This window comes from Vibrio sp. G-C-1 (assembly GCF_021728015.1).
In the GTDB taxonomy this organism is placed as follows: Bacteria; Pseudomonadota; Gammaproteobacteria; order Enterobacterales; family Vibrionaceae; genus Vibrio; species Vibrio splendidus.
Map to the genome: position 1 here is coordinate 12,686 of NZ_JAKKCR010000014.1, position 15,959 is coordinate 28,644.

At 44.2% G+C, this 15,959-nt stretch carries 15 protein-coding genes and 1 riboswitch; of the genes, 12 read left to right on the plus strand and 3 right to left on the minus strand.

What is annotated here, in order from left to right; translation table 11 throughout:
- Positions 1-16 precede the first annotated feature (16 nt).
- A complete protein-coding gene (gene luxU / locus L3V36_RS18670) occupies positions 17-361 on the plus strand; it encodes a quorum-sensing phosphorelay protein LuxU (RefSeq protein ID WP_102448429.1) in 345 nt (114 codons plus the stop codon).
- A gap of 90 nt (positions 362-451) precedes the next feature.
- On the opposite strand, the gene L3V36_RS18675 is transcribed toward luxU, so the two are convergent.
- Entirely contained in the window at positions 452-1,339 is an 888-nt protein-coding gene (locus L3V36_RS18675) for a YvcK family protein (RefSeq protein ID WP_017092489.1), read from the minus strand.
- A 194-nt stretch (positions 1,340-1,533) separates the two neighbouring features.
- Positions 1,534-1,686, plus strand: a riboswitch (molybdenum cofactor riboswitch).
- Between L3V36_RS18675 and moaA the strand changes: the two genes are divergently transcribed.
- From moaA to L3V36_RS18730, 11 genes are all read left to right on the plus strand, one after another.
- Positions 1,675-2,664 (plus strand): GTP 3',8-cyclase MoaA, encoded by a 990-nt coding sequence (gene moaA, locus L3V36_RS18680; protein ID WP_108189402.1) that lies wholly within the window; start codon positions 1,675-1,677, stop codon positions 2,662-2,664. It overlaps the preceding riboswitch by 12 nt.
- A gap of 356 nt (positions 2,665-3,020) precedes the next feature.
- Positions 3,021-3,533, plus strand: coding sequence for a molybdenum cofactor biosynthesis protein B (gene moaB, locus L3V36_RS18685; RefSeq protein WP_108189401.1), 513 nt, complete (start codon positions 3,021-3,023; stop codon positions 3,531-3,533).
- A 12-nt stretch (positions 3,534-3,545) separates the two neighbouring features.
- A complete protein-coding gene (gene moaC, locus L3V36_RS18690; RefSeq protein WP_004734026.1) occupies positions 3,546-4,025 on the plus strand; it encodes a cyclic pyranopterin monophosphate synthase MoaC in 480 nt (159 codons plus the stop codon).
- Positions 4,022-4,267: a molybdopterin synthase sulfur carrier subunit gene (moaD, locus tag L3V36_RS18695; protein WP_004734025.1), complete on the plus strand. Its 246-nt coding sequence runs from the start codon at positions 4,022-4,024 to the stop codon at positions 4,265-4,267. Before moaC ends, moaD begins: the two co-directional genes overlap by 4 nt.
- A 2-nt stretch (positions 4,268-4,269) precedes the next feature.
- A complete protein-coding gene (gene moaE, locus L3V36_RS18700; RefSeq protein ID WP_017088565.1) occupies positions 4,270-4,743 on the plus strand; it encodes a molybdopterin synthase catalytic subunit MoaE in 474 nt (157 codons plus the stop codon).
- Positions 4,744-5,406: 663 nt separating this feature from the next.
- A complete protein-coding gene (locus L3V36_RS18705) occupies positions 5,407-7,038 on the plus strand; it encodes an ABC transporter substrate-binding protein (protein WP_102447612.1) in 1,632 nt (543 codons plus the stop codon).
- 116 nt (positions 7,039-7,154) lie between these two features.
- A complete protein-coding gene (oppB, locus tag L3V36_RS18710) occupies positions 7,155-8,075 on the plus strand; it encodes an oligopeptide ABC transporter permease OppB (RefSeq protein WP_004734022.1) in 921 nt (306 codons plus the stop codon).
- 15 nt (positions 8,076-8,090) lie between these two features.
- Positions 8,091-8,993: an oligopeptide ABC transporter permease OppC gene (gene oppC, locus L3V36_RS18715; RefSeq protein ID WP_004734021.1), complete on the plus strand. Its 903-nt coding sequence runs from the start codon at positions 8,091-8,093 to the stop codon at positions 8,991-8,993.
- A gap of 42 nt (positions 8,994-9,035) precedes the next feature.
- Positions 9,036-10,007 (plus strand): ABC transporter ATP-binding protein, encoded by a 972-nt coding sequence (locus L3V36_RS18720; protein WP_017078105.1) that lies wholly within the window; start codon positions 9,036-9,038, stop codon positions 10,005-10,007.
- Complete coding sequence (gene oppF, locus L3V36_RS18725; protein WP_004734019.1) at positions 10,004-10,990, plus strand: murein tripeptide/oligopeptide ABC transporter ATP binding protein OppF; 987 nt, start codon at positions 10,004-10,006, stop codon at positions 10,988-10,990. Before L3V36_RS18720 ends, oppF begins: the two co-directional genes overlap by 4 nt.
- A 354-nt stretch (positions 10,991-11,344) precedes the next feature.
- Complete coding sequence (locus L3V36_RS18730; RefSeq protein WP_102447613.1) at positions 11,345-12,283, plus strand: glutathione S-transferase family protein; 939 nt, start codon at positions 11,345-11,347, stop codon at positions 12,281-12,283.
- A gap of 93 nt (positions 12,284-12,376) precedes the next feature.
- Here L3V36_RS18730 and pta read toward each other — a convergent pair whose 3' ends face one another.
- Both pta and L3V36_RS18740 read right to left on the minus strand, forming a co-directional pair.
- A complete protein-coding gene (gene pta, locus L3V36_RS18735) occupies positions 12,377-14,542 on the minus strand; it encodes a phosphate acetyltransferase (protein ID WP_004734017.1) in 2,166 nt (721 codons plus the stop codon).
- Between the two features lie 147 nt (positions 14,543-14,689).
- Positions 14,690-15,886 (minus strand): acetate kinase, encoded by a 1,197-nt coding sequence (locus L3V36_RS18740; RefSeq protein WP_004734016.1) that lies wholly within the window; start codon positions 15,884-15,886, stop codon positions 14,690-14,692.
- Between the last annotated feature and the right edge of the window lie 73 nt (positions 15,887-15,959).

Here is a 15,959-nt window from a genome sequence, read left to right on the forward strand (position 1 = left end):
CAATAAGAAAATCATAATGACGAAAGTATTAAATCAGCAAAAAGTTGATGAGCTCGCCGGTGAAATAGGGCAAGAGAATGTACCAGTTTTGCTGGAAATCTTCTTAGGTGAGTTGAAAGGCTACTACGAACATCTAGAGATAAATAAAGCGTCGGATACATCTAAGTACTTGGCTGATATAAGCCATGCACTTAAGAGTAGCGCTGCGAGTTTTGGCGCAGACTCTTTGTGTAGTTTTGCGATTAGCTTAGACGCAAAAGTGAAGCAAGCATTGCCTGTAACCGAGATTGATTTCCAATATATGCAAGAGCTCCTGTTATCAACGTACACTGAATATCAGCAGTTGATGACGGATCTCTAAAGCGGCTAGTTATTAAAGAGACTAAAAAAGGAGCATGATGCTCCTTTTTTGTTTTTACTGGTCTCTGTCGTTTAGCCTAAGCTACAAGCATTAAGCCAGTTGATCCCTAATCGCTTGTTGGAGTTTTAAACGGTCGTGTCGCCAATCTCGGTTAGGAGAGGCAAGATCAGTGGTCACACAATTCCATTGCCCTTCTAATTCAGGGTGTGGTTCATTGCCCAGTACAATGTCTATTTTTCTTGCCTTACAGGTACGTTCACACCACTCCAATTGTTCTTGAAGCGTCATTTTTCCTGCAGGGCCGTGCTCTGGCGAAAGGTTTTCAACAAAGATAACTTTTGCCTTGGTATTTTCCGCGATTGCTTTGCCAATTTCTGGCAGTAGCAGCGGGGGCATCACACTGGTTAAAAAGCTTCCTGGTCCAAGGACAATGCAGTCTGCTTGCTCAACTGCAGCAACAGCTTCTTTGGTTGCCGGTACTTCTGGAGATAAGTCCATCATTCGCAGCTTTTCTGTCATGTCATCAACGTTAGTTTCGCCAGTTACCCAACGACCGTCCATTGATAGCGCCGTGAGATCAGAAGGGTGCTCGGTCATCGGGACGATATTGACATCGACCTTGAGCATATTTCGAATTAGGTTAATTGCTTCCAATGGGCGAACGGAAAGGTTGTCTAGCGCCGTTAGCATTAGGTTACCTAAGTTGTGACCATCGAGTTCACCCTGACCGCGAAAGCGATATTCAAACATCATCGAACTGATCGAAGGTTCTGTGATTAATTGGTTGATACAGTTACGAGTATCTCCCCAAGCAATACCACCTTGGCAGTCTCGAATTCTCCCGGTGGAACCACCATTATCTGTTGTTGCAACAATGCCAGTCGCATTGCTACCAAAGTCTTTTAATGCAGCTAGCATACGACCTAAGCCATGGCCCCCACCGATTGCTACGACTTTCTTTGAAGAGTAAATATTCATTTTTTGTTCTTGTTAGATTATTACCAACTATAATTTAGGTTAAATGCTTCTCGTCAGATACTCAACAAGAGTTATTTTGAGGGTTTGATACGTTTTTTTTGCCGATGTGACCCGTTTTTTGTCATCAGAGCTAGATTCACGTACAAATATTAAGTATTTTATTACTCAGCTACTGCGCGTGTGAATATAACGTGCAGTTGCCATAACTCCGAGCTCTCGCATGCTAAGTCGCACAGTGGTATTTGCTGTACCGATACGCATCAAGAGCCAGTGACATGTTGTCACAAGGGCTTAATTGGAAATGATTATGCCTCCCGTGTTTGGAAAGGTGTTCCGTGGCGCAACAATTCGAAGATAGATTCCATCGCAAGTTTTATTACTTGCGCTTGTCGGTTACAGACGTCTGTAACTTTAAATGTACTTACTGCTTGCCAGATGGTTATAAACCGTCAGGGCAAAAAAACTCGTCTTTTTTAAGTGTTCCCGAGATCAAACGTATTGTTAAAGCGTTTGCAGATTGTGGTACCTCAAAGATCCGCATTACAGGCGGAGAGCCGAGCCTGCGTAAAGACTTTCCTGAAATCATACATACTGTTGCTTCTACTCCAGGCATCGAAAAAGTAGCCACGACAACGAATGGCTACCGCATGGAGAAACAAGTAGGGCAATGGCGTGATGCTGGTTTAACCCATATAAACGTGAGCGTGGATAGCTTAGATTCGCGCATGTTCCATCAGATCACTGGTGAGAATAAGTTTACAGAGGTTATGCGAGGCATTGATAAAGCGTTTGAGGTTGGCTTTGAACAAGTCAAAGTCAACGTCGTATTGATGAAAGACCTCAATAGTCAGGAATTACCAGCCTTCCTTAATTGGATCAAAGACAAACCTATTCAATTACGTTTTATCGAGCTGATGAAGACCGGCGAGATGGACGAGTTGTTCGATAAACACCATGTGTCTGGCGTTGCGATCCGCAACCAGCTTATTGCTAATGGTTGGCTGTTAAAAGTCAAAGCCGTTAATGATGGCCCCGCGCAAGTGTTTGTCCACCCAGACTACAAGGGTGAAATCGGTTTGATCATGCCTTACGAGAAAGACTTTTGTGAGAGTTGTAACCGACTGCGTGTTTCTGCGACCGGTAAACTTCACTTATGTCTGTTTGGCGACCATGGTGTTGAACTGAGAGATCTAATTCAAGAAGATCAACAAGAGCAAGCGCTCATTGATCGAATTCAGGCTCAGCTTCAAACCAAGTCCGTTAGCCACTTCTTACACGATGGCAACAGTGGCATGACTCCAAACTTGGCGTCAATCGGCGGTTAACCCGCTATATACTCTAAAGCATTTTATCGCTCAGCTTCTTTAAGCTGGGCGAATCAGTCTAGGGCGTGTTGCTCTTTCGAGCTGATTTTTGCAGCGAGTTGCTGGGTATTTATACAAGGCAGAGGCTTTGATGTGTAGCTAGCCTACATGAGAAGCCGATAACGTAGTAGAAATGACCAGCAAACGCTGCCCGAAGGGTTCGGCTAAAAGCGTTTTACTCTTTGTTGAGGGAGATTTGCTTAGAATGACTAGGCTACTTCCCCCTCGCCGCGATTAAAACGCTTTTATCTCGAACAAAATTTAATCATGAAAGGTCAACACGCCCTCATAATTGAAAAATTTATATAGGTGAACAAATGGGTCACGCAGAAAGCAAATTTCAAGCAGCAAACATCGCAGTACTAACCGTTTCAGATACTCGTACAGAAGAAAATGACACGTCAGGTGGTTACCTAGCTGAGCATGCTAAAGAAGCAGGCCACAACGTGGTTGATAAGCAAATCGTTATCGATGACATGTACAAGATCCGTGCGATCGTATCTCAGTGGATTGCTGATGACACCGTTCAAGCGATCATGATCACGGGCGGTACGGGTTTTACATCTCGTGACAGCACACCTGAAGCACTGAAACCACTATTCGACAAAGAAGTAGAAGGCTTTGGTGAGCTTTTCCGCCAAGTGTCTTACGAAGAGATTGGTACATCGACGATTCAATCTCGTGCGATTGCGGGTTTTGCCAACCACACGGTTATCTTTGCGATGCCTGGTTCTACAGGTGCATGCCGCACAGGTTGGACTAAGATCATCAAGCAACAGATGGATGCGAGTCACCGTCCTTGTAACTTCATGCCACATCTTTCTGTATAAGGTGGATTGAGCATGAGCCAATTTACACATATTAACGCGTCTGGCGAAGCGAACATGGTCGATGTATCGGCTAAAGCAGAGACAGTACGTGAGGCAAGAGCAGAAGCTTTTGTTCAAATGTCAGCAGAGACGCTAGAGCTGATTGTTTCTGGCAGCCACCATAAAGGTGATGTTTTCGCAACGGCACGTATTGCTGGTATCCAAGCAGCGAAGAAGACGTGGGACTTGATTCCACTGTGTCACCCTTTGCTACTGACTAAAGTAGAAGTACAACTTGAAGCCATTGAATCTGAAAACAAGGTTCGTATCGAATCGGTATGTAAGCTTGCAGGTAAGACAGGCGTAGAAATGGAAGCGCTAACGGCCGCTTCTGTTGCCGCGCTAACGATTTACGATATGTGTAAAGCTGTTCAGAAAGACATTGTTATCGAGAACGTACGCCTGTTAGAGAAGACGGGTGGTAAATCAGGTCACTTCAAGGTGGAATCATGATTACGGTACTTTTCTTTGCTCAAACTCGTGAACTTGTCGGTGTTGACAGCCTAGAGATCGATGCGCAATACAATACTATTGAAGCGATTCGCAGCCACCTTGTAACACAAGAAGGGAAATGGGATATCGCATTGGAAGAGGGCAAGCTGCTGGCAGCACTCAACCAATCAATCGTACCTTTGACGACTGAAGTGAAAGACGGCGACGAAGTGGCTTTCTTCCCACCTGTTACTGGAGGTTAGCCATGAATGACTCTCGAGTTATTGATCCAAGAGTATTAGTGACTGCTGAAGACTTTTCTGTGGGTGGCGAATACGATTATCTAGCTCAAGGTACGGCTGCAGGAGCGGTTGTGACGTTTGTTGGTAAAGTTCGCGACATGAACCTTGGCGACAACGTGATTGGTTTGTCTCTGGAGCATTATCCGGGTATGACAGAGAAGTCGTTGAGCGAGATCTGTGATCAAGCTGAAGCGCGCTGGCCTATTCAGAAGATGCGAGTGATTCACCGCGTTGGTGACCTAGATATCGGTGACCAGATTGTTTACGTTGGTGTATCCAGTGCACATCGTGGCGCTGCCTTCGAAGCGTGTGAGTTTGTTATGGATTTTCTGAAAACCAAAGCGCCGTTTTGGAAAAAAGAACGTACTACTGAGGCGACTCGTTGGGTTGACTCTCGAGACTCCGACGCGAAAGCAGCGGAGCGTTGGGAGAAATAATCCACTCCCTAGCGTGTTTCGCTCTTAACGTGAAAGTGTATTTCAGGTTGGGACGTAGATAGTAAGAAAGCCGACGTTTGACGTCGGTTTTTTTGTGCGTGCTACAAAGTGATTTATAAATAAAAGGTTCTTTAATAAATGGTTAAGCAGTCAAGTTGCATATGAATTCAACGCGTGATTTAGTCTGTCTTGGTGCATTTCCAAATCTGTTTTGGTGCAGTGCTTTATGCTGTTTTGTATAAAGTGATAATCCTCACAAATAGTGCAGTCTATTTAGGGGATATGTGATGTGCAATTAGATTTCATGTGGCATTAATGTTAATTTGCCGACAGTGTTCTAGCATAAGATGCTAAATAAAAGTATCAATTCAGATACATCAACACTAAAGGCTGTTTTTTAATTAATTCCTATGTGTAATTAACTATTCATTAGGTTTTTATTAGAGATTTACACTGTGACCTTGAGTAATTCGGAGAATTATCCGATTTTTTGCGACTTGTTTATGGCAAATTACTTCAATGGTTGATAGTGTGTGCCTCAATCTTTGTAAGGTTTTAGATTTTTATGCTTAAATTTTGAGCTAAATAAATCTAAATCACTGCCGTTCAGTGAACTTAGCAAAGAAGTCATGGATGCAATACGTAAAACTTGGAGTTTATTAAATGTACAAGAATAAAATCACTCAGGCCCTTCTTCTAGGTGCTGGTTTGGCAGTGGCTGCCACTTCTACTCTTTCTATCGCTGCTGAAGTTCCAGCAGGCACAGAACTAGCAAAAGTTCAGGAACTTGTTCGCGGTAACGGTACTGAAGTTGCGACTATCGACCCACACAAATCTCAAGGTGTACCAGAATCTCACGTAATTCGTGATCTTCTAGAAGGTCTAGTGAACCAAGATGGCGAAGGTAATACAATCCCAGGTGTAGCCGAAAGCTGGGAAACGACGGACAACAAAACATTCACTTTCCACCTACGTAAAGATGCAAAATGGTCTAACGGCGATCCTGTAACAGCTGAAGATTTCGTTTACAGCTGGCAACGTGCAGTCGATCCTGCCACTGCTTCTCCATATGCTTGGTACATGGAATATACCAAGATGGTGAACGCGAAAGACATCGTAGCGGGTAAGAAAGACAAGAGTGAGCTAGGTGTTAAAGCTGTAGATGCAAACACGCTTGTTGTTGAACTAGATACAGCGGTACCATATTTCGTAATGATGATGGGCCACACAACAATGAAGCCGGTACATCAGGCGACTGTTGAAAAATTCGGTGACCAATGGACTAAGCCGGGTAACTTTGTAGGTAACGGTGCATTTGCTGTCGATAAATGGGTTGTTAATGAACGCCTAGTACTCAAGCGTAACGACCAATACTGGAACAATGATAAAACTGTTCTTAATAAAGTAACGTTCCTACCAATCGAAAACCAAGTTGCGGAAATGAACCGTTTCCTATCTGGTGAAATCGACTTTACAAATGAACTTCCAACTGAGCACTTCAAGCGCCTTAAGAAAGAGTATGCGGAAGATGTATCTGTAGCGGGTAACCTATGTACTTACTACTACATCTTTAACACTAAGAAAGCACCATTTGATGATGTTCGTGTACGTAAAGCAATTTCTTACGCAATTGACCGTAATATCGTAAGTGACGCAATCCTAGCACAAGGTCAAAAACCAGCTTACTTCCTAACGCCTGAAATCACAGCTGGCTTTAACCCTGAACTTCCTGCTTACGGCAAGATGTCTCAAAAAGAACGTAATGAAGAAGCTGCACGCCTTCTTGAAGAAGCGGGTTACGGCAAAGACAACCCACTAAACTTCAACCTACTTTACAACACTTCTGAAAACCACAAGAAGATTGCTGTAGCGCTAGGTTCTATGTGGAAGAAAACACTGGGTCTTAAAGTAACGCTTGAAAACCAAGAGTGGAAAACTTACCTATCTTCTAAAGATTCAGGTGATTTCGAAGTAGCACGTGCTGGTTGGTGTGGTGACTACAACGAAGCGTCGTCATTCCTAACGCTAATGAAGAGCAACAACACTACCGGTGGTGTTCACTACGATAGCGCTGAGTACGACCAAATCATTGATAAAGCACTTAACTCTACATCAGCAGAAGAGCGTGAAGCACTTTACCTAGAAGCTGAGGCGTTAATGGCTCAAGACATGCCTATCGCACCTATCTACCAATACGTGAAATCACGTCTACTAAATCCGCACGTTGGTGGCTTCCCTACTAACAACGCGGAAGATAAGATCTTCTCGAAAGACTTATACATCAAAGCTCAATAATAAGAGCTTAGATTCTAAAAAGTTAATATAACTATAACGATACAGACACTACATGCGCAGAGCGCGCATGTAGCGTCTTTCTAATTTTAATTGTCACAGACTGAAAGAGTGAGTTTATGCTTAAATTCATTATGAAAAGGATATTTGAAGCGATTCCAACCATGTTGGTGTTGATCACTATATCTTTCTTTCTCATGCGTTTCGCACCGGGTAACCCGTTTTCAAGCGAACGTCCATTACCGCCAGAAGTTATGGCTAACATCGAAGCTAAATACGGCTTAGATAAACCTGTATTTGAACAGTACACCACGTACTTGACCAACATCCTTCAGGGTGATTTTGGTCCATCTTTTAAATACCAAGATTACACAGTAAATGAGCTGATTGCTGTTGCGCTTCCAGTATCTGCGAAGGTAGGTTTTGTTGCCTTTATCTTCACACTATTGATGGGGGTAACGGTCGGAACCATTGCCGCCTTGAAGCACAACACCTGGATCGACTACACCATAATGTCGACCGCCATGCTCGGGGTGGTGATGCCATCCTTCGTGTTGGCTCCAGCGCTTATCTACCTATTCTCTTTACACTGGCATATATTTCCAGCAGGTGGTTGGCACGGTGGTACGTACATGTACATCGTCCTACCCGTTATCGCGATGTCTCTTTTATACGTAGCAACCTTTGCTCGTATCACTCGCGGTAGCATGATTGAAACCCTAAACAGTAACTTTATCCGTACAGCTCGAGCTAAAGGTCTAAGTTACCGTTATATCGTTCTTAAACATGCGCTTAAGCCAGCAATGCTACCTGTTGTTTCATACATGGGGCCTGCGTTTGTAGGTATCATTACAGGTTCAGTTGTTGTTGAAACCATCTTCGGCCTACCGGGTATTGGTAAGCTGTTTGTTAATGCCGCGTTTAACCGTGATTATTCGTTAGTAATGGGTGTAACCATTTTGATTGGTTTCCTATTCATCTTGTTCAACGCAATCGTTGATATTTTACTAGCGCTTATTGACCCGAAAATTCGCTACTAGCAGGGACGCATGGTTATGTTGAAGAAAAAAGAAAACTTAGAAGCGATCGAAAAATTCTCTGAGAGTTTGGAAATTGAAGGTCGTAGCTTGTGGCAGGATGCGCGTATTCGTTTTATGCGCAACAAAGCCGCAATGATCAGTCTGTTCATTCTAATTGTTATGGTGCTATCGGTAATCTTCTTACCTATGTTGGCACAGCATGCTTACGATGATACTGACTGGTACGCAATGCACGTAGGCCCAAATGCTGATCACTGGTTTGGTACCGACAGTTTAGGTCGTGACCTATATGTTCGTACGATGATTGGTGGCCGTATTTCACTTATGGTTGGTGTGATGGGCGCATTCGTAGCGGTACTGATAGGTACGCTTTACGGTGCGGCTTCAGGTTTCATTGGCGGTCGTACTGACCGAGTGATGATGCGTATCCTGGAGATCTTATACGCGGTTCCTTTCATGTTCCTCGTGATCGTACTTGTGACATTCTTTGGTCGTAATATCGTACTCATCTTCGTTGCTATCGGTGCGATTGCTTGGCTCGATATGGCGCGTATTGTACGTGGCCAAACATTGAGTTTACGTAGTAAAGAGTTCATTGAGGCTGCTCACGTATGTGGTGTCAGTAAATGGAAAATCATTACACGTCATATCGTACCGAACGTATTGGGTATTGTTGCGGTTTACTCAACGCTACTTATTCCAAGCATGATCCTTACTGAATCATTCTTATCTTTCCTTGGTCTTGGTGTTCAAGAGCCTATGACAAGTTGGGGCGCGCTGTTACAAGAAGGCTCGCAAACAATGGAAGTTGCTATTTGGCAACTGGCATTCCCAGCGGCATTCATGGTAGTTACGCTGTTCTGCTTTAACTACGTAGGTGATGGTCTGCGCGACGCGCTTGATCCAAAAGACAGATAAAGAAATAGCAATTAAAAGCTATAAAAGATTAAGGAAGCAATAATGAGCTTATTAGATGTCAAAGATCTGCGCGTCGAATTTACCACGCAAGATGGTATCGTAACCGCAGTAAACGACCTGAACTTCTCACTCAACCAAGGCGAAACGCTGGGTATTGTTGGTGAGTCGGGTTCGGGTAAATCTCAAACGGTATTTGCACTAATGGGACTGCTGGCTAAGAACGGCATCATCTCAGGCAGTGCAAAGTTTGAAGGTAATGAGATTCTCAATCTACCAGAGAAAGCACTGAACAAAGTTCGCGCTGAACAGATCGCGATGATCTTCCAAGATCCAATGACGTCACTGAATCCTTACATGAAAGTATGTGATCAGTTGATGGAAGTGCTTATGCTGCATAAAGGCATGGGCAAAGCGGAAGCGTTCGAAGAATCAGTACGTATGCTGGAAGCGGTGAAAATCCCTGAGGCACGTAAACGTATTACCATGTATCCACACGAATTTTCTGGCGGTATGCGTCAACGTGTGATGATTGCAATGGCTTTGCTATGTCGTCCAAAACTACTGATTGCTGATGAACCAACAACGGCGTTGGATGTAACCATTCAAGCGCAAATCATGGAATTGCTGAACGAGCTTAAAGATGAGTTCAATACAGCAATCATCATGATCACCCATGATTTGGGTGTAGTTGCCGGTTCTTGTGACAAAGTTCTAGTTATGTACGCTGGCCGTACCATGGAATACGGCACAGTAGATGAAATATTCTATGAGCCTAGCCACCCTTATGCGGAAGGCCTGCTTAAAGCAATTCCTCGTTTGGATACCGAAGGTGAAATTCTGCCGACGATTCCAGGTAACCCACCTAACTTACTTCGCCTGCCAACAGGCTGTCCTTACCAAGATCGTTGTCATCGGGTAATGGACCGTTGTAAGCAAGAAGCACCAATTTTGCAGCCATTTGCGAAAGATCGTCAGCGTGCTTGTTTTTCTGACTGGGAGACTTGGACAAAATGAGTAAAGAATTACTATTAGATATTAAAAACCTTAAGGTTCACTTTAGCATTGCGGCTAAGTCTGCTTGGCCTTGGGCGAAACCATCAAACCTTAAAGCGGTTGATGGTGTGGATGTTCACCTTTACGAAGGTGAGACTCTGGGTGTAGTAGGGGAATCTGGCTGTGGTAAGTCAACATTTGCACGCGCAATTATTGGCTTAGTTGAGGCAACTGAAGGCGAAGTTATGTGGTTAGGTCAAGACCTGACTAAGATGCAGGAAGTTAAGCGTCGTGAGACTCGTAAAGAGATTCAGATGATCTTCCAAGACCCGCTAGCATCGCTTAACCCACGTATGTCAGTAGGGGACATCATTGCTGAGCCTCTACAAACTTTCTATCCAGAGCTTTCTAAACAGGAAGTGAAAGATCGAGTTAAAGAGATGATGGCAAAGGTTGGTCTACTACCCAACGTAATCAACCGTTACCCACATGAATTCTCTGGTGGCCAGTGTCAACGTATCGGTATCGCGCGTGCACTTATCTTGAAACCTAAGATGATCATCTGTGATGAGCCGGTTTCTGCTCTGGATGTCTCTATCCAAGCTCAAGTAGTAAACCTTCTTATGGAACTACAGAAAGAGTTAGGTTTGTCTTTGGTATTCATCGCGCACGATTTGTCAGTGGTGAAACACATCTCTGACCGTGTATTGGTGATGTATTTAGGTAATGCTGTTGAACTAGGTGAATCAGATGCCTTGTTCTCAGATCCTAAGCACCCATATACCAAAGCATTGATGTCTGCAGTTCCAATTCCAGACCCTCGCTTAGAGCGCAGCAAAACGATTCAGATGTTGGAAGGTGATTTACCATCGCCAATCAACCCACCATCGGGTTGTGTGTTCCGTACTCGTTGCCCTGAAGCAACCGAGGCCTGCGCGCAAACCAAGCCAACCATTCAAGGCGACGACGTACACGCAGTATCTTGCTTGCACGTACAAGTCTAGAACCCGTTTGATACGGTTCAGCCTGTGACAGGCTTAAGCGCAACTTTTTATAGGTTGCGCTTTTTTTATGCTTATGTCTTCGAGGATCTTCACCTTCATCAAATTATTTGAACAACTAAGCCAACTTCTTCTAGTTTTGAAAAAGTTGGCTTTTTTTATACTAATACCAATCGTAGTAAATAACTGCTCATCCTAGCTTGTTAAAACGCTCGATAACGGCGTTAGAATTTTTGATTGTAGAATAACTACTAACAGAAAAATTCTTCCTTGTTCTCAAGCCTTTTCTCTGCGCTATTTCTGAACATTTACTTACTGTGATTGGTATAAAAAATTTTGGATGACAGAGGTTTGGATATGGGTAAGTTAGTTGAAGGTGTTTGGCATGACGTTTGGTATGACACCAAAGAAAGCGGTGGCAAGTTTGTTCGCGAAGATGCAGGCTTTCGTCACTGGATAGAGAACAAAGCCGGTGCACAATTTCAGCCAGAAAGCGGCCGTTATCACTTATACGTATCATTGGCTTGCCCTTGGGCGCACCGAACTTTAATCTTCCGTGAACTTAAAGAGCTAACCGATCATATTGACGTGACGGTAGTCTGCCCTGACATGATGAGTGAAGGGTGGCAAATGGGGTTACCTGAACCTTTATTCGGCCATACTCGTATGCACCAAATTTACACTCAAGCCAAGCCTGATTACTCAGGACGAGTAACGGTTCCTGTACTGTGGGATAAAAAGACCAATACCATCGTGAGTAACGAGTCGTCTGAAATTATTCGCATGTTCAACTCAGAATTTAATGAGTTAACAGGCAACACGGATGATTACTATCCGTGGGAATTGGCTAAGAAGGTTGATGAGTGGAACGACTATATCTATCCAAGCATCAATAACGGAGTTTATCGTACTGGCTTTGCAACTACACAAGAAGCTTATGAAGAAGCGTATGACGCGTTATTTGAGGCGTTAGACAAAGTAGATGCACATCTTAGTGAACATCGTTATCTAGCGGGTAATGACATCACAGAAGCAGACTGGAGATTGTTTACCACTCTGGTTCGATTCGATGCGGTGTATGTTGGTCACTTTAAGTGTAACAAGCAGAGAATTTCAGACTATGTCCATATTCAGGGTTACTTAAAAGAGTTGTACCAAGTAGAGGGTATTAAAGAGACTACTGATTTCTACCATATTAAGCGTCACTACTACTACAGCCACACTGGTATTAATCCGACTCAAGTTGTGCCCAAAGGACCAGCATTAGATTTAGAGTCAGCCCATGGGCGAGGCTAGATTAATCTTAAAAGTATCAAATAACCTTAAGCGTTAGACATAAAAAAACCCTAGATAAGAATCTAGGGTTTTTTGCTTTCTACAAAAGAAAAATTAGTTAATCACTTTTTCTTCAGCTTGAGCTGCTTGGTCTGCTTGGATAGCCGTTAGAGCTACTGTGTAAACGATATCGTCTACTAGAGCGCCACGAGACAAGTCATTTACTGGCTTGCGCATACCTTGAAGCATTGGACCGATAGATACTAGATCTGCTGAACGCTGTACAGCTTTGTAAGTCGTGTTACCCGTGTTTAGGTCTGGGAATACGAATACTGTCGCTTTACCTGCAACTGGAGAGTTAGGCGCTTTAGAAGCGGCTACGTTTTCCATGATTGCTGCGTCGTACTGAAGAGGACCGTCGATCACAAGATCAGGACGTTTCGCTTGAGCAAGTTTCGTTGCTTCACGTACTTTATCTACGTCTGCACCTTTACCAGATTCACCAGTAGAGTAAGAGATCATAGCAACGCGTGGGTCGATACCGAATGCCGCAGCAGAATCTGCAGATTGGATAGCGATTTCAGCAAGCTGTTCAGCTGTTGGATCTGGGTTGATCGCACAGTCACCGTATACAAGCACTTGATCAGGCAGAAGCATGAAGAAGATTGAAGATACGATAGAAGCATCAGGAGCCGTCTTGATGATCTGGAATGGAGGAACGATTGTGTTCGCCGTTGTGTGAACAGCACCAGAAACTAGGCCGTCAACTTCACCAGCTTCAAGCATCATAGTACCTAGGAATACTGAATCGTCTAGCTTCTCACGAGCGACAACTTCAGTCATACCTTTAGCGCCACGAAGTTCTACTAGACGAGCTACGTAGTTTTCGCGAACTGATGCAGAATCGATGATCTCAACGCCAGCGCCTAGTTCAACACCTTGTTGTGCAGCAACGCGACGAATTTCGTCTGGGTTACCAAGAAGCACACAAGTTGCGATACCGCGTTCAGCACAGATAGAAGCTGCTTTAACAGTACGTGGCTCATCACCTTCAGGAAGAACGATACGCTTAGCCGCTTTACGAGCAAATTCAGTTAACTGGTAACGGAATGCTGGTGGGCTTAGGCGACGAATGCCTTGAGTACCTTCAGATAGAGAATCAATCCAAGGGCCATCAATGTGGCTTGCAACGTGATCGTTAACGAACTCGATACGCTCTTTATCGTCTGCAGGCACTTCTAGGTTGAAGCTCTGTAGGTTTAGAGACGTCTGCCAAGTGTTACCTTGAGCCTTGAAGATCGGTAGACCTGAAGCGAATGCTGGTGCACAAAGGTTAGCAATGCTTTCTGGAATGTCGTAACCGCCAGTCAGTAGGATTGCGCCAATCTCAACACCGTTTTTCGCAGCAAGAGCCGCAGCAACGATAACGTCAGGACGGTCTGCAGAAGTTACTAGCAGTGAACCTGGTTTGAAGTGCTCAATCATGTGCGGTAGAGAACGTGCACAGAAAGTGATGCTCTTAATACGACGAGTTGAGATTTCACCTTCGTTAACGATTTCAGCGTTAAGGTGCTTAGCCATATCAACCGCACGAGTTGCGATTAGGTCGATGCTCCATGGCACACAGCCAAGAACACGGATAGGGCTAGAGTTGAAGATTTGCATTACTTCAAGGTTCGCTTGTTGAGCGCTATCTGCATCATCGAAGATTTCAGAAAGGTCAGGGCGAGTACGGCCAGCTTCATCAACAGGTGCATTCAGTTTGTTAATAATAACGCCTGAGATGTTCTTGTTTTTAGTGCCGCCGAAGTTAGAACATGCTACTTCAATGTGCTCTTTAAGCTGAATAGGGTTGTATGTACCCGGAGTCGCAACGAATACGATCTCTGCGCCTAGTGTTTTAGCGATTTCCGCGTTCACTTGGTTAGCAAATGGGTGCTTACGAGTAGGTACTAGACCTTCGATAAGCGTTACTTCTGCATCTTTGTTGATCTTGTTGTATTGCTCAACAACAGACTCTAGAAGCTCGTCCATTTTTTCGCTACCGATCAAAGCTTCAGCTTTAGTCATTGCGATTGGCTCACCAATCTTAATGTCGCTGTTTGCACTGATGATAGTAGACGTTAAATCAGGTTGGTTACCACCGCTGCGAGGTTGAGCGATTGGCTTGTAGAAAGAAACACTTACGCCCTTACGCTCCATAGCGCGAAGAACACCCATGCTAACACTAGTAAGACCAACACCAGCGCTTGTAGGGATAAGCATAATAGTACGGGACATTGACGAACACCTTTGACTATTGGAAATAAAAAAAGCTCAACTGCTATTCCCACCGATATTTAAATTGGGGTAGGAATAGAAGTTGAGCCCCATTTTCTTGATATGAAAAACTGACTAGCTTCGAGTGAAGCTAGTCAGGAAAATCAATTAAAGACCTGCTAGTTTCGCAGTGTCTTCAGCAATTACTAGCTCTTCATTAGTAGAGATAACCATTGCAGGGATACGGCTGTTAGCTGTAGTGATAGTACCTTCGCCGCCGAAACGTGCTTTAAGGTTAGCTTCGCTGTCAACTTCGATGCCGAAGATGCCTAGGCGGTTAAGAACCATTTCACGGATTGGGCCAGAGTTCTCGCCGATGCCGCCAGTGAAAGTGATTGCGTCTAGGCGGCCTTCTAGAGTTGCAGTGTAACCAGCAACGTACTTAGCTAGACGGTGACAGAACACGTCCATTGCACGAGTTGCTTCTTCTTTCTCACCGTAGTTGTCTTCAACGAAACGACAGTCAGAAGTCACTTCAGTTAGACCAGCTAAACCAGACTCTTTAGTTAGCATGTTGTTGATTTCTTCAACAGAGTAACCAAGAGCGTCGTGTAGGTGGAAGATGATCGCAGGATCTAGGTCACCACAACGAGTACCCATTACAAGACCTTCAAGAGGAGTAAGGCCCATAGAAGTATCTACAGATTGACCGTTCTTGATAGCACATACAGATGCGCCGTTACCTAGGTGACAGTTGATGATGTTAACTTCTTCAACTGGCTTGTTTAGTAGACCAGCAACTTCACGAGTAATGAACAGGTGAGAAGTACCGTGCATGCCGTAACGACGGATGCCGTGCTCTTTGTACAGGTTGTACGGTAGAGCGTATAGGTAAGACTCAGAAGGCATTGTTTGGTGGAACGCAGTGTCAAATACAGCAACGTTTTGTAGACCAGGGAAGTTCTGTTGAGCCGCTTCGATACCGATAAGGTGAGCTGGGTTATGAAGAGGTGCGAAAGTCGCAGCGTCTTGAATACCCTTAAGAACTTCATCAGTGATAAGTGCAGAAGAAGTGAACTGCTCGCCACCGTGTACGATACGGTGACCGATAGCGCCAAGGTTAGCTTTAAGCTCAGGCTTAGAAGCAAGAATAGTTTCTACCATGAAAGATAGTGCTTCTACGTGAGCTGCGCCCGCGCCTAGTTGTGCTTCATGCTTGCCGTCAAGTTTCCACTTCATACGAGCTTCTGGAAGACCAAGACACTCAGCAAGACCAGTTAGGTGCTCAGCACCTGTTTCTGCATCAACAACAGCAAATTTAAGAGAAGAACTACCACAGTTTAAAACTAAAACTAGCTTAGACATTAATGACTACCTGTTTATTTTTCTGATCGAAATCAGTTAAGGATGAAAATTAATCTCAAGAATAGTCGAAGCA